Genomic DNA, 21,282 nt, shown 5'->3' with positions numbered 1-21,282 from the left:
AACTATTTTTTAGATAATAACGTTATCATAACACTATAATTCTGAAGGACTGACTATTAGATATCAAAAAAAATATTCATAAACTTCACGCTTATTCGAGATAACAATTATTCCCTATATATTATGTACAAAAAAACAAAAGCCCCGTATCCTTCTGGATATGGAGCTTTGTTTACCTCTTTGGTTTTACCCGAGGTCAACCTAAATACGATTTGAGGAGCTTGCTACGTGTTCCTTGTCTTAATCTTCTGATTGCTTTTTCCTTGATCTGGCGGACGCGCTCTCTAGTGAGGCCAAATTTGTCGCCAATCTCTTCCAATGTCATTTCTTGACAGCCAATACCGAAAAACATTTTGATTATTTCACATTCTCTTTCGGTTAGTGTAGCAAGTGCTCGGTCAATTTCTTTTGCCAATGACTCGTTCATCAACGATCGGTCAGCGATAGGAGCGTCATCGTTCACAAGCACGTCCAAAAGACTGTTGTCTTCGCCTTCTACAAACGGAGCATCCACAGAGATATGCCTTCCAGACACCTTTAGAGTATCTGAAATTTTATCTACAGGAATATCCAGTTCGTCTGCCAATTCTTCGGGAGAAGGTCTACGTTCATTTTCCTGTTCAAATTTAGAGAAGGCTTTACTGATCTTATTCAGCGAACCCACCTGATTCAACGGAAGACGAACAATTCTCGACTGTTCTGCCAAAGCCTGCAAAATAGACTGACGAATCCACCATACAGCATACGAAATGAACTTAAACCCTCTGGTTTCATCAAATTTCTCAGCCGCTTTAATCAACCCCAGGTTACCTTCGTTAATAAGGTCAGGTAAACTTAATCCCTGGTTTTGATATTGCTTAGCTACAGAAACGACGAAACGCAGGTTAGCTCTGGTTAATTTCTCCAATGCTCTCCGGTCGCCTCTTTTAATTGCCTGTGCCAATTCTACTTCCTCTTCCACTGTAATAAGATCTTCACGGCCTATTTCCTGAAGATACTTATCAAGCGAAGCACTTTCGCGATTGGTAATGGACTTTGTGATCTTTAACTGTCTCATCCAATGTTTTTAATTGAGAAATATCAGGGTGCAAAGATAATATTATTTTTATTGACAAAATTGGTCGAGTGCACCCTACACCCGACCAATTATAAACCTTTAACAATCTTCCCGCCAAATAAGACGAATATAACTTTATTTTATTATTCGGCTAGATCAATAGCATATACTTTTGTACGTCCGTTCGGATAGAAACCTTTCACTACGATGTAACGATCGTCTGCATTTCCTTTCAAGACCTTTTCTACCAACTTTTCCAGTTGTTCGGGTGTAGAGATCTTCTGGTCATTGACAATCATGATAACAAAGCCTTTCTGGATTCCGGCATCTTTCAATTTACCTTTCAACAATCCTGTTACTTCAATACCATAACTTACACCAAGTTCACGTTTTTGTTTATCCGTCAACGCTTTAAAAGCGGCTCCAAGAACATCTGCACTGTTATCACCTGCGCTCTTCACTACAGATGTACTACCTTGTGCATTACGAAGTTCTACATTAAATGTCTTACTGCTACCATTACGGTCTACAGTGATCTGAACTTTATCACCCGGGCGATATTTGCTGATCTGTTCCTGCAATGCATTAGCATTTTTAATCTTAGCTCCATTAACAGCAATGATCACGTCACCCTTCTCGATTCCGGCTTCTTTCGCAGAACTTCTTTCAGCAAAATCTGAAACACAAGCTCCTTCAGAAACTTTAATCTTCGATTTCAATTCGGTCAGTTCTTCTTTTAATTTACTATCCAGATTCGGATAACTCAGCTGATCGGCAATATCACCCACACTCATCATCAATACACCGAGGATTGCACGCTGAACAGTTCCATACTGTTTCAAATCGCTAGCCACTTTACCAGCAATACTGATAGGCACTGCAAATGAATATCCGGCAAAGTTTCCTGTTTCAGAATAGATAGCTGTATTGATACCAACCAGTTCACCTTTCGTATTCACCAAAGCACCACCACTGTTACCAGGGTTTACTGCTGCATCTGTCTGGATGAACGATTCGATTTTACTTCTATCGCCTCCCATAGAGATACCGCGTCCTTTTGCACTAACGATACCGGCAGTTACAGTCGATGTCAGATTGAAAGGGTTACCTACAGCCAGAACCCACTCTCCTACTTTCAGTTTCTCAGAATCTCCGAACGGAATAGTCGGAAGATCTTTTGCATCTACTTTAATCAATGCAATATCTGTTGTAGGATCGGTTCCGATCAACTTCGCTGAGAATTTACGGTTATCATTCAATGTTACTTCCAATTCATCAGCACCATCAATCACATGGTTATTAGTGATTATATATCCATCGGTAGAAATAATGACTCCTGAACCGGCTCCTACACGAGGCTGCGGCTGAGGACGCTGGAAACCTCCACGGCCCCCGAATCCAAAGAAGTACTCAAAAGGATCCATATACTGCTGCTGGCCTCCGCCATCTGCAGATTGTTTAGCATTCGTTGTTGCCTTGATATGTACAACTCCGTGCACAGTACTCTCCGCAGCAGTAGTAAAATCGGTATTCTCTGCAGCAACTGCATTCATACCCGTCAACCGGTAAGGCTGATTAAAAGTATTCGCCGCAGTCGAGTTCGAGGCATTATATACTGATTGATTTTTATTCATCAAATAAGCACTCGTTCCAACTGCCGCACCCGTACTGATCGCAGCTACGAGAACAAAACCAAGCACATTTTTCCACATCTTTCTCATACTCTTTTTATTTTATCAAACATTTAAATTTAACACTTTTCTTTCGACAAAGAAAACTCAAAAAACGTGCGATTATTCCATTTAGCCTTGATTTTTTATCACTTTTAACGGCGAATTATCCGGGGTTAACTGCGCTTAACAGTACTGTGCATTGCAAAGTACCTTTTTAACAATCACTCCCCTGCCAAATGGTCATGCTTTCAGTAATATAACAGTAAGAACGGCAGAAAGTTCAACTAAGTTGACAGTTGACAAGTGACAGTTGACAGATTAAAGAAAGAGTTTCCTTTACTTATCAAGTAACCTTTGATCCACTTATTAAGTAACTCTTCGCCAACTCGATAAGCAGATATCCCTACTACTTACTAAGTAAACCAGCCCTTATTCGGTAAGTAACCCAAAGACAAACAGATAAACACCCTGCCCTTATCTTTACCCAAAATTGTCAACCGTCAACCGTCAACTGTCAACTAAAATACCTATCTTTGTCGCATTGCAGCCTGCCGGTCTGTCGCTCATCTTCGGATGTGAGGAAAGTCCGGGCAACACAGAGCACCATACTTCTTAACGGGAAGCAGTCCGCAAGGGCTGAGTAATGTAACAGAGAATAACCGCCGGATCCGTCCGGTAAGGGTGAAAAGGTGAGGTAAGAGCTCACCGGATCCTGTAGCAATACAGGATGCCGTACATCTTATGGGTTGTAAGGTCATGTATACCGGCGTATGTAGGATTGCTCGTCCGATGCCGGGGGGTAGACCGCTAAAGCTTGCCGGTGACGGTAAGACAAGATAAATGGCAGACACTCCGACTCCGGTTGGAGCACAGGACCCGGCTTACAGGCAGGCTGCATTTTTTTATTCATCCGGCAAACACCTTTTGCCCTTACAAATCACAGCATGAAGAAGAAGACGGATAAAAAGACTGGTGATAAAAAGCCTCTGATAGAACGGATCAACGCCTTGCTGACAAGAACCATTCGTTTTGTAACTTACGACATCTGGAGAATTACAGAGAATGAAGTAAGCGGCCTGAAAGAGCTTTATATCAACACGATCAAGACAATCATACTTGCTGTACGCGGATTCAACAGTGAGAATCTGCAAACCAAAGCATCAGCCCTTACCTACAGCACATTTCTAGCCATTGTTCCTTTATTAGCTGTATTAGTAGGTATTGCCAAGGGTTTCGGATTTCAGGCAACCGTCCGGAAAGAGTTGCTCTATTACTTTCCCGGACACGAAAACGAACTCAACAAGGCTTTCCAGTATGTAGAGAATTACCTGGCACAGGCACAAGGCGGTGTTATTATCGGAATTGGTCTTGTCTTGCTATTTTATACGGTCATCAACCTGATCTCTTCCATTGAAGATACCTTTAACGATATCTGGCAAATAAAAAAGTCACGACCCTGGTATAGAAAAATATCCGACTACCTGGCTCTGTTCCTTATATTACCGGTACTGATGACAGCTTCCAGCGGACTTTCCATCTTTGCTTCTACCTTGCAAAATTCATTCCTGAGCAATTACCTGTTTTTCACCCCACTGGTTGAACTTGCTCTGAATGTAGTACCTTATATTATTACGATCATGGCTTTTACCGGTTTATACCTGTCTCTTCCCAACACAAAAGTCAGGTTCATCAACGGATTGATCGCAGGTATAATCGCAGGTTGTGCTTTCCAGTTCTTCCAGTTCATTTACATTACCGGACAAATCTGGGTAAGTAAGTACAATGCCATTTACGGTAGTTTCGCCGCCTTACCTTTATTATTACTATGGTTACAATTATCCTGGTTGATATGTCTTTTCGGGGCCGAACTGTCGTATGCCTCACAGAATGTAAAAAAGTTCAGCTTTGAACGCGACAGTAAAAACATCAGCCGCAGATATAAGGACTTCCTGACTTTGCTTATCTCTTCCCTGATCATAAAACGATTCGTTAACGGGGAAAAACCATATACGGCCGACGAATTGTCGGATGCCTACCGCATCCCTATCCGTCTTACTACAGATATTCTTTATTTGCTTACCGAACTAGGTATCATTATAGAAGTAAATTACGGAGATGATGAACGAGTCGTTTATTATCAACCCGCTATCGACATAAATAAAATAACAGTCGGTTACCTGTTCACCAAAATGGATGAATACGGTTCCGAAAATTTCAAGATAGATACTTCCAAACTTTTTACCAAAGAATGGCATGCATTACTAAAAACCCGGGAAGATATGATCAAAGCGAACGACAACATCCTTCTCAAAGATCTCTAAACGATTGAAAATGGAGGATGAAGAGCTGACAGTTCCACCCAGGAACAAAAATGACCTGACGCATGGTCCCGTGTGGAAAGTGATCGTACGTTTCGCTTTGCCGCTTCTTATCGGGAACTTGTTACAACAACTCTATAATATCACTGACAGTATCATTGTCGGACAGTTTCTGGGAAAAGAGGCATTGGCCGCCGTTTCTGCATCCTTCTTTATTTACTACTTTATCATTTCACTTGTCATCGGTGTCGGAAGCGGAACATCAGTGGTCGTTTCACAATTCTTCGGAGCTAAACAATATGATAAAGTACAGCGGGCATTTTCCTCCTTCTTTATATTTATGCTGGTGGCAGGCATTGCTCTTTCAATTGCCGGGATCATATTTGCAGAACCGATCTTCCGTCTGACAAATACGCCGGAAGAAGTTATACCTGGTGCCGTTGCTTATTTCAGGATTTATATCGGAGGAACTTTCCTGTTTGTTACATTCAACAGTATCATCTCCATATTGAGAGGCGTAGGTGAATCCGTCCGTCCTATGATCTTCATTTTCATTACGACAGTATTGAATATCGTACTGGATTTACTTTTCATCGTAGGGTTCGACTGGGGAATTGAAGGTGCGGCACGTGCAACTGTCATAGCACAAGGAATCGGCATGTGTGTCGCATTGGGATATGTAAACAATACGCATCCCCTACTCTCCATCAAAAAGCAGGATCTACTGTTTGATATGACACTCTTCAAAGAAGGACTGAAAATCGGACTACCCACCAGCGTCCAGCAATGCGCAATCGCATTGGGCCTGATCGCACTTCTCGGGATAGTGAACAGTTTCGGCACCGATACACTGACAGCTTATGGCGCTGCCGGAAAAATAGATACCATTATAACACAGGCCGTCCTGACCCTGTCGGGAGCTTTAGCCGCCTTTTGCGGACAAAATATCGGAGCCGGACATTTCGACCGTGTCCGCAAAGGGCTCCGGTTTACCATGCTGGTCAACGTTATATTCAGCGTAATCACCTTTACCGCCGTTTACTTTTTCGGAGAAGAGATGATGCGTGCATTTACCAGCGATCCGGCCGTAATCGCCATCGGGAAAGAATATTTATTGATTATCGGAGGTTTCTTTATCGTCCACGGTGCCCTGAACATATACAACGGAGCCCTTCGTGGTGCTGGCGATACCATTTTCACGATGGTCACCAGCCTGCTTTGCCTGTGGTTGATCCGCATACCATTGGCTTACCAGCTAAGTGCCTGGTACGGACGACAAGGTATCTGGTGGGCAATTGGCATCAGTATTGCTATCGGATTGCTCATTACCTATATATATTACAAGATGGATATCTGGAAGAAAAGATGTGTCGTGAAATAACGACCGAACGTGCCGGGTCAAAGCCCGGTCACTCTGTCGTTGTTTGGCTTATGAGAGGAAAACTTTCATTTGAACTGCATCATCTTACTGATGTATTTGCCTACGATATCAAATTCCAGATTGACAACCGTTCCCTCTTCGATCCGGCAAAAGTTCGTATTATCGTGCGTATAAGGAATAATAGCCACTTCAAAGCTATTTTGCTGCGAGTTGCAAACAGTCAGACTGACGCCGTTCACACAAACGGAACCTTTTTCCACCGTCATATAGCCCTGCTGCGCCATTGCCTTATCGAACGTATATTCAAACGTATAATACCAACTACCATCCGCTTCGCGTACATTCTTACAAACGGCAGTCTGATCCACATGCCCCTGCACGATATGGCCATCGAGGCGACCGTTCATCATCATGCTTCGTTCAAGATTTACCAGATCACCCACTTTCAATAATCCCAGATTGGAACGGTCCAATGTTTCCTGAATGGCTGTCACCGTATACGTATCGTCGGTCAGGTTTACCACCGTCAGGCAAACGCCGTTATGTGCCACACTCTGATCAATTTTCAGCTCATTTACAAATGAACATTTCATTGTGATATGCAGGTTTCCCTGATCTGCGTTCAACGCAACCACCTGAGCAGCTTCTTCTACAATTCCTGAGAACATAGTATTGTGTTGTTTAAATTAATATTATCAGGTTCAAAGATACGAAAAAACACTATATTTGTCGTTAGTAAATCAATCTATAAAATTATGGACGCACAAAAAGTGGATATGTTCCTCATGACAAACAGCAGCAAATTGCCTGCCAGTCAGATGCCTTTTATCAGAGATCGTTTGTTAGCCTTAGATGAATCCAAGCTAATTTATTTACAAACCTGCGATTTCAAAGACCCGACAACGATACTGATCATCTCTATTTTTCTGGGATCACTGGGAATAGACCGTTTCCTGATCGGCGACGTCGGACTCGGTGTCGGCAAACTTGTTACCCTGGGTGGTTGCGGAATATGGATGATTATCGACTGGTTCCTGATCATGGACGCAACTAAAAAGAAAAACCTGGAACAGTTACAAAACATACTAATGCTCTAATTCCATTCTCGTGGAAATAAGAAATAAATATGTATATCCCGTCCTGGTCATCATGGCGGGATATATATTATTGTCATTCCCATGTATCTTTCACACAATTACCGGATATCCCTGTCCGGCATGCGGTACACGACGCGCTTTAACCAGCTTACTGAAAGGAGACATCTACACATCTATCCTGATCAATCCGTATGGTTTACTGTTCACTTTACTGGCTATTTTCTATATAACCGGATTAGCTTCCGACTTCATACGGAAAAACCGTCAGTTCCGGGACTGGTTAAACAGATCGGAACATCATCTTACCAATAAATACGTTCTCCTACCGATCGTCTTACTAACGATCCTGAATTGGATATGGAATATCCATAAAGGGCTGTAGAAGACAAGAGAAATGACTATCTTTGCCAAACATTAATTAATCGACTAATATATGGAAGCTGAAAAAGTAGACCAGTTTCTTCTGGCCAATGAACATAAATTCCCTGAATATGAGATTCCGATCAATCGCCTGCTTAATCTCACCCCGGAACAAGAATTCCTTCTTACGACAACACCTTTCAAAAGTCCGGGCAAGATACTTCTCGCCTCTATTTTCCTGGGAACAATCGGCTTAGACCGTTTTCTGCTCGGCGATATCGGAAAAGGGATCGGCAAACTTCTCACCGGCGGCGGACTGGGACTTTGGTGGATCGTCGACTGGTTCCTGATCACCGGTGCAACCAAACGACATAATATGAATATATTGATGAAAATAGTATCATAAGTCAACTATATTTTGTACATTGTCTCCGTATTAATATTAATAAAACAACTATTATGAAAACAACACAAAATCAGATGGATCAGCTTTCTAAATCAATGATGGATCATCCGATATGCGGCAGAGCGATGCTAATGTATACTCTGTTGACCGGATATTCACTTTTCGACTCCATCCAGATAAAAAAGGATTGTACAAAGACTGATATAACATATAAAGATGCAGAATTCATTGCTGATAAATTCGAAGAGGTAACCGGGATAAATATTGCTCCTACAAATCTTTTGTTCGATAAAAACCAGTTAGCCGACGATTTGCTTGACGACTATCAGGAATACCAGTTTTTGCTAAATAGCTACGATGAGAATACACGCTCCATGGTAATTTCATTTTATCATCATTTATTTTATAATCGCAGAGTGCCTCATGATACCGTTCAGATTTTACTAAATGCTTTGTCTGCATTTATACAGTATGCCTGCGGAAGTATCAATAAAAAGAATTTAAAAAAACAGATTATTGACATTGACCTTCAGAAGATGAAAATTGTCCCGGTAGACTCCATGTATGTACGTCACAATTTCATCTGTATAGAAAAAGACTTCAATGATATTTGTCTCAAGAAGGCAAACAGAATACTGAAACAAGCAGGTGAAGAACCGCTGAGCAAATACTCAATCGATGTCAGCATATAGTCGTTACCTAAAAAATAGAGGTAAAGCCTACGCCTTACCTCTATTATATATTATATAGACTATATTTCTAACTAATTATTTAGCCTGTTCCAACTGCAACGTCTTAGTCGGTTCGTCGCAAACTTCCGTCGGACCGAAGTACTGGATCGGACCCGGATAAACGTAGCTGGTAGTCAAAGCCCATTCGTCGCGGTTAGCAGCGAACTTCTTGAAAGGAGCACCGTCCAGTTTCACCAAAGCTTTCTGGATAACCGGTTTCATTTCACCATGACGTTTTTCCATATTCATCATCATTGTTACAGGAATACCACCGGCAATCCACTTGTCAGCAGGAGCAGTCGTATTACGAACAGATGACATATAACCAGTCTTACCGGCAGCGATCAGGCAAGAAGCAGTGTAACCTAAAGAATAGCAGTAGTCAGCATCGTAGTTAGACGGAGCAGCGCAACGGCCTTCGTAACCGAAGAAGTGGTGCAAAGCAGAGAACTTACCGTTATATTTACCGGCTTTCTTCCATTCGTCCAATTTCTTGCCTACCATTTCAGACAACAACTTTTCTGTTTCGATCAGAGAAACCTGAACGTTTCCGTGCGGGTCGCGATCCAAAGACAGCTGACGTGCAACGCCTTCCGGCAGAGAAGCATACAGATCAGAGTTTTCTTTTGTCAGTTTGCTGATGATATAAGCACGCTGTTCGCTCTTCTTGATCATCTTGAATTCTGCATCGTGTTTAGCCAGGAAGTCGTTCAATTCAGCGATCAAACGTTTCATAGCCGGAACGAATTCGATCAGACCTTCAGGGATCAATACAGTACCGAAGTTGTTACCAGCTTCTGCACGTTTTGCTACGATTTCAGCAACATAAGTTACGATATCGTCCAAAGACATATTCTTAGCTTCAACTTCTTCTGAAACGATAGCCACATTCGGCTGAGTCTGCAAAGCACATTCCAGTGCAATATGAGAAGCTGAACGTCCCATCAATTTGATGAAGTGCCAGTATTTCTGAGCTGAGTTACAGTCACGTTGGATGTTACCGATCACTTCTGAATATACTTTACAAGCAGTATCGAAACCGAAAGAAGTTTCAATTTGTTCGTTCTTCAAGTCACCGTCGATCGTCTTCGGGCAACCGATAACCTGTACACCAGCGTTGATAGCTTTGTAATATTCAGCCAATACGCAAGCATTTGTATTTGAGTCGTCACCACCGATAATAACCAGAGCAGAGATACCCAGTTCTTTCAGGATTTCAAGACCTTTGTCGAACTGTTCTTTTGTTTCCAGTTTAGTACGGCCTGAACCAATCATATCGAAACCACCTGTATTACGATATTCATCGATAATATCAGCAGTCAGTTCCATATATTTGTGATCGATCAGACCACCGGGACCCAGGATAAAGCCATACAGACGAGAGTCTTTGTTTGTAGCTTTTACACCGTCGAAGATACCGGCAATCACGTTATGACCACCAGGAGCCTGACCGCCTGACAGGATCACACCTACATTGATAGCAGGCATATTTTTCTTTTCGCTGCTCTTTTCGAAAGTAACGATCGGCATCCCGTACGTGTTAGGGAACAGTTCTTTGATTTCTTCCTGATCGGCAACTGATTGTGTATACTCACCGTCAACGGCTTTTACAGCACCTTTCAATGCAGCGGGTACCTTAGGCTGGTAAGCTGCTCTTGCAATTTGTAATGCGCTCTTTGTCATTTCTTAATCTGATTTATATAGAAATTATCTGATTTACTCCTAAAAGCGGTGCAAATATAGAATTTTTTCTTTAATCGTGAAAGAGGTACACAGAGGTTTATTCCGCATTTTTCTTCAGCCACTCCAATCTACGCAGATCAGGCAAATGCTTTACCTGGAAATGTTCAAACTTTACATTAAAACCGTTCCCATCGGGACAAGCACCCATAAAGCCGACCTTTACCGGCGTATTATCCTGCAACCAGGCATTTCGCATCATGGTGTAAGTCTTGTCGTCGAAGGAGTAGAATATTTCGACGGCATCCAACCGTCTGACTGCCTTGATCCAGATATAAGGGACAGGTTTATCCAGCGTTATCACACTCCAGTCGCTGGTCTTATGGGTAACGACCGTGCTCAGATTGAATTTACCGTCTACAAATTCGATACCGGCCTTGATATAATTCTCATGGTCTATACGCAGCATCAGTCCCGCCTGGTCGAAACGCTCCTTATAATCGCCCGTGATCTTCACTTTGGCTTCAAACTCGCCGCCATAAGTCGCATAATAGAAAGGCGCATCATCGACGGTAAATCCATAATGAGAGATACGCCAGTAATCGCTTTGCGGGGTGACGAACATAGACAATGTCTTGTCCTTGATCTCCCATTGTGCTGGTTCGTTGAACCACTGCATCTTTTCGAGTGTCTGTGCCGATGTTGTTTCCATTGCCAGTAAGGCGAATACGCCTAAGATTATTTTCTTCATTATTTTCATACATTTTATTTACCTTTGCAAAGGTAGACGCTTACCGATAAACATGCAATACTGATTAATAACCATTCTACCCGTCAGATATGGATATCGTAAACAAACTGAACGACGAATTACTGAAACAGACATTCACAGAAGAGCAACAGTTGTCGAACCGGCTCAATGAATGTAAACTGATCGCATCCACATATGCACAGATTGAAAATTCGATCGCAGTACTCAGTGATATGAAAACGAACACGAGCCATATCTACTACGGAGGAATGGCAGAGAAGCTGGGGGTGACCGAACGAGGCTCCAACAAAACGATCCACTCGATCTGGGAAGAAGAGATCTTCAGCCGTATCCATCCCGACGACCTGCTGGAAAAACACCTGCAGGAACTCCGGTTCCTGGACTTTCTGAAAAGTATTCCGGAAAAGGAACGTGCCGACTATCATATTGTCAGTCATATCCGGATGCGTGATAATACCGACAAATATATCCATGTACTACACAGAATGTTCTACATCGCCAGCCAATCCAACGGCAGCATCCGGTTGTCTTTATGTCTTTACAACCTGACAGTCGATCCGTCTTTAGACAGTGCCATCATCAACTCTGCCGACGGACAAATCCTGGAACTGCAGAAACAGACTTATAACGATATTTTATCCGTAAGAGAAAGAGAGATTCTACAGCTAATAGAACAGGGCATGATGAGCAAAGAGATTGCTTCCACCCTCTCGATCAGCATAAATACGGTAAACAGGCATCGGCAGAATATCCTGGAAAAGCTGCACGTAAGCAATTCCATCGAGGCATGCCGGATAGCCAAAGGGCTGAAACTGATCTGACGGCACCGATCTTTCCCTGATTAAAACGTTACCGAAATAGAACTCCCCACCGTAAGGATCTGTGTACACTTCTTATCGGACGGGGCAGCCACCGGCGTCAAATTGTAATCCAGAAAGAACTTTACCCCCAGATTCTGTTTAGCCAGAAACGTCATCGAACCGCCCATTTCCATACTCATACCGCCCCTATTACCGATTGTCACGGTCGACAGGTCACACGCAGAATAGTGACCGTATCCGGCCAGCAACTTACTACCGACCAACAGACGGGAAGCCAACGGATAAGAGAAGTATGCTCCGGCATATCCCGCTATCCAATCCAACGACTCGTCTTCGGCTACCTCATTCAAGATCACAGACATATTCGCTACCGTGAACTTTCCGCCGAACCCGACATACGGGTTGATGAACCAGGCTCCCTCGACACCCGCACTGCTACCGGAAGAAAAACTCATCCGGGAATGATCATTTAAGCGATACTCGCCAGGAATAACACTAAGCCCCAGATGAAGCCCCAGAAATGAAGGAACATGGAAACGATCGAATGTCTCAGAAGAAGCGGAACGGTTCAGTCCTTTCTCTTTGAAGATCAGGTCAGCAAAGAAATATCCCAACTCCGTCGACAGGATACCGAAACCTGCCCCTGCCAAGATATCACTCAGCCAATGCTTGTTGTTTGCCATCCGCGTAAGCCCGGTCGCAGTGGCCACCGAATAAGCCCCGATACTATACCACGGACTTTTGAAACCATATTCTTTGCTCATCATTGTCGCCGTCATAAATGCCGTTGCCGTATGGCCGGACGGAAAAGAATGATCGTTGGAACCATCAGGACGCATCACTTTGGTATGAACTTTCAACTGCCCCACCACCGTCGACATGATCACAGCGGAAAAAGTATCCGAAACCAGCATCCGTCCCCACGAACTTCGACTTTCCACGCCTCCCGCTTTCATTCCCAGCATCACGGCAGCCGGAAGATATTGGGTATAATCATCGTAACGGCGGCTGAACGCAGGCAGATAAGCATTCCTCAACTGCCGGAAATGATCGTCTTCACTTTTCACGATCAATCCTCCGACAACAAGCGGGACACCGATATAAGTCATCTGATAAGCCCGCGAAGAAGTTACCTTGTTTATAGTCCGCTGAAAGCCACTCTCCCGGGGAAAGATCTTTACAGTATCGACCTGTGCATGCACACCCCAAGAGACAGATAATAAGAATAAAAAGAATAGTTTGCTACGCATCATTGAATATAACTATGAATGACGGCAGCAAAACTAGAAAGCAATTTTGTAGATAATTTGAATTTGGTCAGCCTACTTCCTTCTTGTCGAAAGATACGGTAAACCGATGCAAACCTTCCTTATATATATAATGTATATGCCAACCATGATATTCACATATAGCCTTTGCGATAGCCAACCCCAAACCGTTCCCCTGCACCTTCTCCGAAGGACGGTAAAAACGGCTGAACAACAACTGCTCGTCCAAACCCGCCTCCGCCGACGTATTCGCGATGGTCAGTCGGCGATCCGTTACGGAAATAAAGATTTCCCCGTCTTTCACATTATGACGCACAGCATTTATAATCAGGTTATTTATCAGGCTTTCCAATAACGTCCGGTTAGCCTCTACCTGAACCGGAAGAGCTCCGAGATCCGTATGCACCGTTATCCCTTCCGTCAGCTTTTCCAGTAAAGGCAACATTTCTTTCAAAGTCCACGCCACATCCATCTCTTCCATCTGTTTATACTGATCGTTCTCGATACGGGCAAGCAGCAACAGGTTTTTATTCAGGCGGGACAGGCGGCGCGTCACTTCATACAGGCTCTGGACGATCTCCGCCTGTTCTTCCGTCATATCGGACTGCTGCAACAACAGATCCAGTTTGCTTTGAAACACAGCCAAAGGGGTTTGCAGTTCGTGCGAAGCATTCTCCGTAAACTCCTTCTGCAAACGGTAACTCTCCAGGTTCTTTTTCATCAGCTGGGTAAGGGCGGCATTCAGCCGGGTAAACTCCTGTGTGTCATTCGGCATAAACCGGGGAATACTTCCTCCTTCGAGAGAGAATCTTTCTATACGCCGGAGCGTATCGTCGAAAGGTATCCACAGGCGCTTGGAAATAAGCCTCATCATCAGGACAAGGGCAATACTCAACACACCGGTGATCAACACAAACTGCAGAACCACTCCGACCAGCAGATCCCTCTCCAGATCCATTGCCGGCAACGGATTTCCCGCCTCTACCGCCTCTATTATATCTATCAGATCCTCGGCATAAAAATACTTCGTCAGATAATAGAACAAAGGAGTAGCAAGCAACAACAACACAGCTGCACAGACGATAAACTGCGTCAGGCTTTTATGTAACAGACTTTTCATTCGATCCACTTATATCCGGTTCCATACACGTTCTTGATACAATCGTCCGCACCGGCTTCCGCCAGCTTGGCCTTCAGGTTCTTGATATGGGCATATACAAAATCCTGGTTATCCAACATATCGGCCATATCACCGCTCAGATGTTCGGCAAGGGCACTTTTAGAGATCACCTTGTTACGATTTCCGATAAAGAAAAGCAACAACTCATATTCCGTCCTGGTCAGAACCACTATCCGGTCCTTTACATGGACTTCTTTACTTAACAGGTCGACACTGATATCGTTGCTACACAACGTATTGCTACTTGAAAACTGCCTGCGGCGGATAATAGCATAAATACGCATACTCAGTTCAGGCAGATGGAAAGGCTTGGCAAGATAATCATCAGCCCCGATCTTCAGACCGTTCACCTTATCATCCAGAGAGTCTTTCGCTGAAACGATGATCACTCCGGCCGGATTGTTCTGCCGTTTTATCTCCCGCAGGACATCCAAACCGTTGCCTCCGGGCAGCATCAGGTCCAACAGGATACAGTCGTAATCGTATAAATTGACTTTCTCCATCGCTTCCCCGAAAGTAAAAGCCTGCTCACACAAATAGTTCTCGGAATTGAGGAAGCCGGCAATGCTGCCGGACAGTTCCCGTTCGTCTTCAATGATCAACAGTTTCATTTCACAATCATTAAAATGCTTCCACCGGTTATCAGCAGTCCGCCGATAATCACTCTCAAACTTACAGGTTCCTTCAGAAAGAGGAAAGAAAGACAGATCGTGAGAACAACGCTCAGCTTATCGATCGGAGCCACACGTGAAACATCCCCTTCCTGTATCGCCTTGAAATAAAACAACCAGGACAGTCCCGTCGCTATCCCCGACAGGATAAGGAAAGTCCATGTATGCCGGTTGATCTCTTTTATCTCACCGACATGATTACCGAAGAATACGATCCCCCACGTGATCAACAAAATAACCAACGTCCGGATAGCCGTTGCCAGGTCTGAATTAATTCCTTTGACACCCACTTTCGCAAATATAGCCGTTAAGGCAGCAAAGAGAGCCGATAGAAGCGCATAATATTTCCACATAATACATACTGATTAGGATATGACAAATTTACATATTTCCTGAGAATTCTTTTTACCGTTTATAAATTAACATCATCAGGCTCGGCAGAACGATCAGCAGCAACGGCAGCCCGGCAACAAACCCTCCTATGACGGCTACAGCCAGCGGTTGCTGCATCTGTGCCCCCATACCGATACCGAGAGCCAACGGCATCAGTGCCAGGATCGCCCCTATGGCCGTCATCAGTTTGGGACGGATACGCAAAGCGATGGCATAATTGACAGATCCCGCCACATCGCCACCGGCTTTCCGGTTCATACGATACTGATGGACCGTGAAGATAGAGTTCTCCGCAATAATACCGACAATCATAATTATCCCCGTATAACTGCTGACATTCAACGGAACACCTGTCACCCACAATGCCAGCAGGCAACCACAGATACCCGTTACCGAGATAAACAACACAGCCAATGAAATCCTCCACTGCCGGAACAGGGACATAAGTACACCGAACACCAACAAAATTGCCAGACCGAGAATCAGCAATAACTCTTTAAACGATTGCTGTTGCTCGGAGTAAGCGCCTCCGTAGACAAGGCTGCAACCTGCAGGTAACGTCAATTGCCGGGCAAACGCCTGTTGCAGGTCACCCATCGCGCTACCCAGATCACGATTTTCCAGGCGTGCAGTCAGGGTGATGTTACTTTTCAGGTCTTCACGCCGTTGTTCTATTTCACCGGGAATGACTGTTACCCGGCAAAAGAAAGAAAGCGGGCGCGTACTTCCGTCGGGAAGGAAAATCAACTGGTTACGGAGCTTTTCGGGTGAGTTGTCCGCAAAGTCGGTAAAACGCAACAAGATACGCCTCATCTGTTCTCCCTCCTGAATAGAACCGATCTGTAAACCACCGGTCATAGCCGCCTGCGCCGGGTTAGGCTCAATGACGTCTGCATGAAGTCCCAACGGAACACCCCCTGTATATGCAGCCAGTTGCTCCTGAAAGTTTGTCAACGAGATACCGAATTGCGACAATCGTTCCTGGTCAGGGATAAAAACCAGGGAAGCTCCGGCAGGAATCAGCCCGTTATCGATATCCACTACGCCGGGCACAGTTCTCATCACCTCCTCCGCCCGGGCTGCCAGCTCCTGCAAAGTAGCATAATCATTTCCGAATATTTTCACTTCAATGGGTTTGGGTGTGCTCATCAGATCACCCAGCAGATCGGAAATACGTTGCCCGAAGTCAATGGTCATGGCCGGAACAGCTAAAGAAAGAGAGTGACGAAGGTCACTGATCACCTCCGGCGTCGTCTTCGTCCGCACCTTCTTCAGTTGGATCAGATAATCCCCGAAATTACTCGGACGCGTCTTGAAAGACATCCCCAAAGCAGTACGACGGGAATAAGTATCCACATCGGGATGCGCCAGAATAATCTTTTCCATCTGCCGACAAAGACGATCAGTCTCTTCAATATCCGTACCGGAGGGAGAATGATAGTCGAGCACGATCGTCCCTTCATCCAGATCAGGCAGGAAACCGGTAGTCAGTCGTGAAGAAGCGAACCATCCGCTCCCTGCCAGAAAAAGGACAAAGCAGACGGCAATCCACGGTTTGCCGTAAAGTACGGTAAGCCTGTGAACTTTATGAACGGCTTTCTCTTCCATATTATTATCGGCCGGAGCATCTGCCCGCTTCGGTCCAAATGCCTTTTTATAGCCGATCATCAGATGAAAGACCGGAAGCAAAAGCCAGGTCACCAGAAACGAAGCCACCATCGTCAACTGCATCGTGTCGGACAACTCTTTAAAGAAACTTCCCGCCAACCCGCTCATCAGCCGGAACGGGAAATGAATCACGATGGTAGCCAGCGAAGAAGCGACCATTGCCGGAAACAGATTCCGTATAGCATGCCGGACAACCGTAAACCGGTCGGTTCCGGGACGCTCTTCATGCTCCCGGTAAATCTGTTCGATAATAACGATCGCATCGTCTATTATCAGTCCAACAGAAGCGGCTATGGCTCCCAACGACATGATATTGATCGTGATACCAGCCAGATAAACCAGTAAAATACTAAAAGCCAGTGTCACCGGAATGGTCAGCATAACCACCAGACTCGCACGCCAGGAGCGCAGAAAAAGAATCATAACTACAATGGCGAGGAACAATCCTTCATAAATCGTCTTTATAACGCTGTGTATGCTGTCGCCGACAAAAGCACTCTGATTGTAATAAGGTTTCAACTCATAGCCTGCAGGAAGCTGTGCCCGGACCTCATCTGCCCGAACTTCCACATCCCGGGCAAATTCGAGCAGGTTGACTCCCGGCTGCTTGACCAGGTCGATCAGTACGGCATCATTCCCTCCGGCATTGATCTTCAGAAACTCCTGTTGTTCCTGCACTTCCACACGGGCGATATCTTTCAGGCGGACCGTACGGACACCGTCGTTGCGGATGATCGTGTTCTCCAGTTCCTGCATATCATTGATACGGGTATCGGTCAGGGTCAGATACAAACGGTTATAATCCGCCACATTCCCATTGCCCAGCACAAAGTTAGTCTGTTCAAAGACACTTTTTACCAACTCCGGAGTGATGCCGAGGGAAGACATCCGTACCGCATCCGGAATAACGACAAACTCTTTAGCCTTCCCGCCTCTCACGACCACGTTGCTGATCCCTTTAACCTGTGAAAAGACAGGCCGCACGATCAAATTACCCACATCCCGCAACGCGATACGGCTATGTGTTTTACTCTCCAGCGTATAACCGTACACCGGGAACAAAGACTGGTTCATCGCCTCGGCAGAAATGACAATCCCTGCCGGAAGGAAACTCTTTATCTCGTTAATCCGGCTCTCCAGTTGAGTCTTGAGTGCGTAGATATCCAGTCCCCAGTTAAAATACACTTCGATCACGCAACTGCCCCGACTGGTGCTGCTTTTCACCACGGTTACTCCCTGCACTTTCTTTACTGCACTTTCCAGAGGTTTGGTCACGGTAATCATCATCCTGTCTACCGGCTGCTGCCCCGCATCGGCAATGACGGTAATACGCGGAAACAACACTTCCGGAAACAGATTCGTCTGCATACGGGTATAACAAAAGATACCGGCCATCAGCAACAATAAACCGAAAAAGAGGATCGGTTTGCTATAGAGCTGATGAAAACTTCTTTTCTGTATTGTGTTCATTGCTGCTTTCTATTTGAGGATAACGACACGGGCACTGTCTTCCAATGCGTAACTGCCGCTCAGGACAATACGGTCGGAAGCAGAAAACAAAGGGGATACTATCTCGATACTGTCCGCTGAACTATTTCCTATGATTACGGGAATCCGGACAGCAGTACTATCGTCTGCCAGCTTCATCACCCAATAACCGGTCAGCATCTCATCGCTTTGTACGGCTGCTTTAGGCAGAAGCCTGATTTCATTTCCGGTATGTCCGGTATCGACCAGCACTTTGACAGTCAATCCTTCAGGCAAGAAAGACGAACGAGCGTGGGCCACTACCTGCTGGACCTGCGAAGCGGTGTTCATCGTCGCCAGCGGAGTCCGGATAACAGCCTTCAAGACCGTCGCATCCGGTAATACGATCGTACAGGTCTTCCCCGGTATAATATAACGGCTTTGTTCGTAAGGCACGTTCAACTCAAAGACCAGGCTGTTCAGATCGGCAAGCGTGCAAAGGGCAGTCCCTTCGGCAACGAAACTGCCTGTTTGCTGCATCACAGACGTTACGATTCCGGAGGCAGCCGCTCTGACAGCCACCATCCCCAACCTGTTTTCCTGCGGTTCACCGGACAAGGCACGGTGTTCCTTGCTTTCCAATTTATAAAGAAGCTGACCTGCCTCTACCTTCATGCCGGGTTGTACATTTACTTCAGAAATAAAGGAAGGGATAGGAGCCGTAACTATCGTTTTGTTCTGATAGACAGTCGTACCGGAAAGTACGATTTCGCTCCTGATCCTGCCGGGTGTAACATGTGTCAGCGTAACGGATGTCCGGGGCTTCTCATAGGAAGTCTCCGCATCGCCGGATGACCGCCCGCAGGCAGTCAGGCATATTGCCAGTAATAATACGATACATTTCATAAGATATGATATTTATTACCAATTCCAGTAATTAAAAGTATTGATGAGTAATTGACGGTTTGTCTCCAGTAATATATATTCTTTTTCTGCTTCTATCCTGTTCCTCAGCACGGTGATATAATCGATGACAGATAATTCGCCTGCCTGCATCTCTTTCCTGTAGCCCGCAAGTACCTGCCGGTATTCCGCCAGACGGTTTTGCAGCAACCGGCACCTTTCCCCGTAGGTCTTCAGTTCCGTCAGATATTGTTGCCTGCGTAACTCCTGTTGCATATTGAAATTGTCTTTATAGAAAGCGATGCTGTTCATACGGGCACGCGCCTGCTTCTCCATCAGCCGTTTTTGTTTGCCGTCATACAACGTCCATGAAAAGGTAAGCCCCGCACTCATCCCGAAATGCTTCTGCATGGAAGTAAACTCCGAGATACGTAGACCTCCGTCGACAAACAAATGGAGCTGTGGTTTATATTGTACGTTGAACGAATGCAGAGACATAAGCGTGTTCAGGCTATCCAACCGGTATTGCTCCATAAAGGCCGACGAAGCGGCAGGAAGCAGCCGTAGCGTCAAAGCCGGTTCTTCCAACAAAACCACCGCAGTATCTTTGATACCGCACAGCATATTCAAATCCATCAAATGCGTATAAAAAGATTGCCGCGAAGCAATCTCCATGTCCTGATTACTCTGCCGTTCTATCGTCACCAGTTGCAAATCCGAAAGCTTTGCCAGACCGCTTTCCGCCAGATGCCGGACAACGACAGCCTGACGGTCGAGCAGTTGTCCGACAGAATCGGCAAAGGCTATCTGTTTACTATCCAGCAGGCAAAGAAGATACTGTTCCGTTACCACCCGCTCCAACTGATGTTGCTCCAGATGCATCTTATCGTTCAGTATCTCCGTATTCATCCGTGCTTGCTCGTCAGCTACTTTATAGGCACTGTGCCCCAGCAACGGCTGCGTCCAGGTCACTCCCGCCTGAAAATGACCACTGCTCTGTCCCAGATCATAACCATAATAATCGACCCCATCCTGCGGATTCCATTCAAAAGAAGTCTTCCCGTTATCCTTCGAGATGACAGGAACAAAGAGGTAATCTCCGTTCAGTGTTACCTTCGAACGAGTGTATAATGCTTTCAGCCGTTGTCGTTCATAAACCTCAATTTCTTTCTGATTCCTGTAATCCTGAATAAGAGGACTGTTCTCCCGCGCCGATTCCAGATAATAATCCAATGTATACGAAACCTGTTGTCCCTTTACTGAAAGCAGGCAACAACTAAGCCCCAAACCAATCAATAACGTCTTCATCTCTCGTTTTTTTGCGGCAAAACTAAGAGGGAATATTGAAGACATTTTGAAGATGACGGCGTAAGGACGCATCTACTTTACCGCGACCTGACAGGAAATGTCTGCATCTTAACTCAAATAAGCCTTGA

19 protein-coding genes and 1 other RNA gene are annotated in these 21,282 nt (G+C 45.1%); 8 read left to right on the top strand and 12 right to left on the bottom strand.

The features are described from left to right. Positions 1–196: 196 nt before the first annotated feature. Together DWX23_RS17015 and DWX23_RS17005 are read right to left on the bottom strand one after the other, a co-directional pair. Positions 197–1,057 carry an RNA polymerase sigma factor RpoD/SigA gene (locus DWX23_RS17015; protein ID WP_005641668.1) on the bottom strand — a complete coding sequence of 287 codons (861 nt, stop codon included), beginning with the start codon at positions 1,055–1,057 and terminating at the stop codon, positions 197–199. 143 nt (positions 1,058–1,200) lie between these two features. Further along, positions 1,201–2,778: a Do family serine endopeptidase gene (locus DWX23_RS17005; protein ID WP_122375358.1), complete on the bottom strand. Its 1,578-nt coding sequence runs from the start codon at positions 2,776–2,778 to the stop codon at positions 1,201–1,203. A 495-nt stretch (positions 2,779–3,273) separates the two neighbouring features. Here DWX23_RS17005 and rnpB point away from each other — a divergent pair. From rnpB to DWX23_RS16990, 3 genes are all read left to right on the top strand, one after another. Next, positions 3,274–3,630: RNase P RNA component class A (gene rnpB / locus DWX23_RS17000), an RNA gene on the top strand. A gap of 44 nt (positions 3,631–3,674) precedes the next feature. Then, complete coding sequence (locus tag DWX23_RS16995) at positions 3,675–5,051, top strand: YihY/virulence factor BrkB family protein (RefSeq protein WP_122352165.1); 1,377 nt, start codon at positions 3,675–3,677, stop codon at positions 5,049–5,051. Positions 5,052–5,061: 10 nt separating this feature from the next. Beyond that, positions 5,062–6,429: an MATE family efflux transporter gene (locus DWX23_RS16990; RefSeq protein ID WP_122352164.1), complete on the top strand. Its 1,368-nt coding sequence runs from the start codon at positions 5,062–5,064 to the stop codon at positions 6,427–6,429. A 65-nt stretch (positions 6,430–6,494) separates the two neighbouring features. Here the strand turns inward: DWX23_RS16990 and DWX23_RS16985 are convergent, their stop codons facing one another. Continuing rightward, the gene (locus DWX23_RS16985; protein ID WP_122352163.1) at positions 6,495–7,097 is read right to left on the bottom strand and encodes a riboflavin synthase; all 603 of its coding nucleotides are present in this window, start codon (positions 7,095–7,097) and stop codon (positions 6,495–6,497) included. An 87-nt stretch (positions 7,098–7,184) separates the two neighbouring features. On the opposite strand from DWX23_RS16985, the gene DWX23_RS16980 reads away from it, so the two are divergent. Genes DWX23_RS16980 through DWX23_RS16965 form a run of 4 tightly spaced genes read left to right on the top strand, consistent with a single transcriptional unit; the run spans position 7,185 to position 8,984 of the window. After that, positions 7,185–7,526, top strand: a complete 342-nt coding sequence (locus DWX23_RS16980; protein ID WP_122352162.1) for a TM2 domain-containing protein — start codon at positions 7,185–7,187, stop codon at positions 7,524–7,526. 10 nt (positions 7,527–7,536) lie between these two features. Continuing rightward, positions 7,537–7,908 carry a DUF2752 domain-containing protein gene (locus tag DWX23_RS16975; protein WP_122375357.1) on the top strand — a complete coding sequence of 124 codons (372 nt, stop codon included), beginning with the start codon at positions 7,537–7,539 and terminating at the stop codon, positions 7,906–7,908. Between the two features lie 51 nt (positions 7,909–7,959). Further along, positions 7,960–8,292, top strand: a complete 333-nt coding sequence (locus tag DWX23_RS16970; RefSeq protein WP_122352160.1) for an NINE protein — start codon at positions 7,960–7,962, stop codon at positions 8,290–8,292. A gap of 53 nt (positions 8,293–8,345) precedes the next feature. After that, complete coding sequence (locus DWX23_RS16965; protein ID WP_122375356.1) at positions 8,346–8,984, top strand: hypothetical protein; 639 nt, start codon at positions 8,346–8,348, stop codon at positions 8,982–8,984. Between the two features lie 75 nt (positions 8,985–9,059). On the opposite strand, the gene DWX23_RS16960 is transcribed toward DWX23_RS16965, so the two are convergent. Together DWX23_RS16960 and DWX23_RS16955 are read right to left on the bottom strand one after the other, a co-directional pair. After that, positions 9,060–10,706 (bottom strand): diphosphate--fructose-6-phosphate 1-phosphotransferase, encoded by a 1,647-nt coding sequence (locus tag DWX23_RS16960; protein WP_122375355.1) that lies wholly within the window; start codon positions 10,704–10,706, stop codon positions 9,060–9,062. Positions 10,707–10,803: 97 nt separating this feature from the next. Beyond that, positions 10,804–11,454: a DUF1349 domain-containing protein gene (locus DWX23_RS16955; protein WP_075556902.1), complete on the bottom strand. Its 651-nt coding sequence runs from the start codon at positions 11,452–11,454 to the stop codon at positions 10,804–10,806. Between the two features lie 89 nt (positions 11,455–11,543). Between DWX23_RS16955 and DWX23_RS16950 the strand changes: the two genes are divergently transcribed. Continuing rightward, positions 11,544–12,296, top strand: a complete 753-nt coding sequence (locus DWX23_RS16950) for a response regulator transcription factor (protein ID WP_122375354.1) — start codon at positions 11,544–11,546, stop codon at positions 12,294–12,296. 20 nt (positions 12,297–12,316) lie between these two features. Here DWX23_RS16950 and DWX23_RS16945 read toward each other — a convergent pair whose 3' ends face one another. From DWX23_RS16945 to DWX23_RS16915, 7 genes are all read right to left on the bottom strand, one after another. Next, positions 12,317–13,546, bottom strand: a complete 1,230-nt coding sequence (locus DWX23_RS16945; protein WP_233587643.1) for a phosphatase PAP2 family protein — start codon at positions 13,544–13,546, stop codon at positions 12,317–12,319. Between the two features lie 67 nt (positions 13,547–13,613). After that, complete coding sequence (locus tag DWX23_RS16940) at positions 13,614–14,684, bottom strand: HAMP domain-containing sensor histidine kinase (RefSeq protein ID WP_122375352.1); 1,071 nt, start codon at positions 14,682–14,684, stop codon at positions 13,614–13,616. After that, positions 14,681–15,355 carry a response regulator transcription factor gene (locus DWX23_RS16935; protein ID WP_122375351.1) on the bottom strand — a complete coding sequence of 225 codons (675 nt, stop codon included), beginning with the start codon at positions 15,353–15,355 and terminating at the stop codon, positions 14,681–14,683. Before DWX23_RS16935 ends, DWX23_RS16940 begins: the two co-directional genes overlap by 4 nt. Then, complete coding sequence (locus tag DWX23_RS16930) at positions 15,352–15,768, bottom strand: EamA family transporter (protein WP_075556725.1); 417 nt, start codon at positions 15,766–15,768, stop codon at positions 15,352–15,354. Before DWX23_RS16930 ends, DWX23_RS16935 begins: the two co-directional genes overlap by 4 nt. Positions 15,769–15,820: 52 nt before the next feature. Next, positions 15,821–18,946 (bottom strand): efflux RND transporter permease subunit, encoded by a 3,126-nt coding sequence (locus DWX23_RS16925; RefSeq protein WP_122375350.1) that lies wholly within the window; start codon positions 18,944–18,946, stop codon positions 15,821–15,823. Between the two features lie 9 nt (positions 18,947–18,955). Next, positions 18,956–19,849 carry an efflux RND transporter periplasmic adaptor subunit gene (locus tag DWX23_RS16920; RefSeq protein WP_122375349.1) on the bottom strand — a complete coding sequence of 298 codons (894 nt, stop codon included), beginning with the start codon at positions 19,847–19,849 and terminating at the stop codon, positions 18,956–18,958. 15 nt (positions 19,850–19,864) lie between these two features. Beyond that, positions 19,865–21,154, bottom strand: coding sequence for a TolC family protein (locus DWX23_RS16915; RefSeq protein WP_122375348.1), 1,290 nt, complete (start codon positions 21,152–21,154; stop codon positions 19,865–19,867). Between the last annotated feature and the right edge of the window lie 128 nt (positions 21,155–21,282).

It is taken from the genome of Parabacteroides sp. AF18-52, from assembly GCF_003479145.1.
In the GTDB taxonomy this organism is placed as follows: domain Bacteria; phylum Bacteroidota; class Bacteroidia; order Bacteroidales; family Tannerellaceae; genus Parabacteroides; species Parabacteroides faecis.
This window is presented reverse-complemented; position numbering and strand designations above follow the sequence as displayed.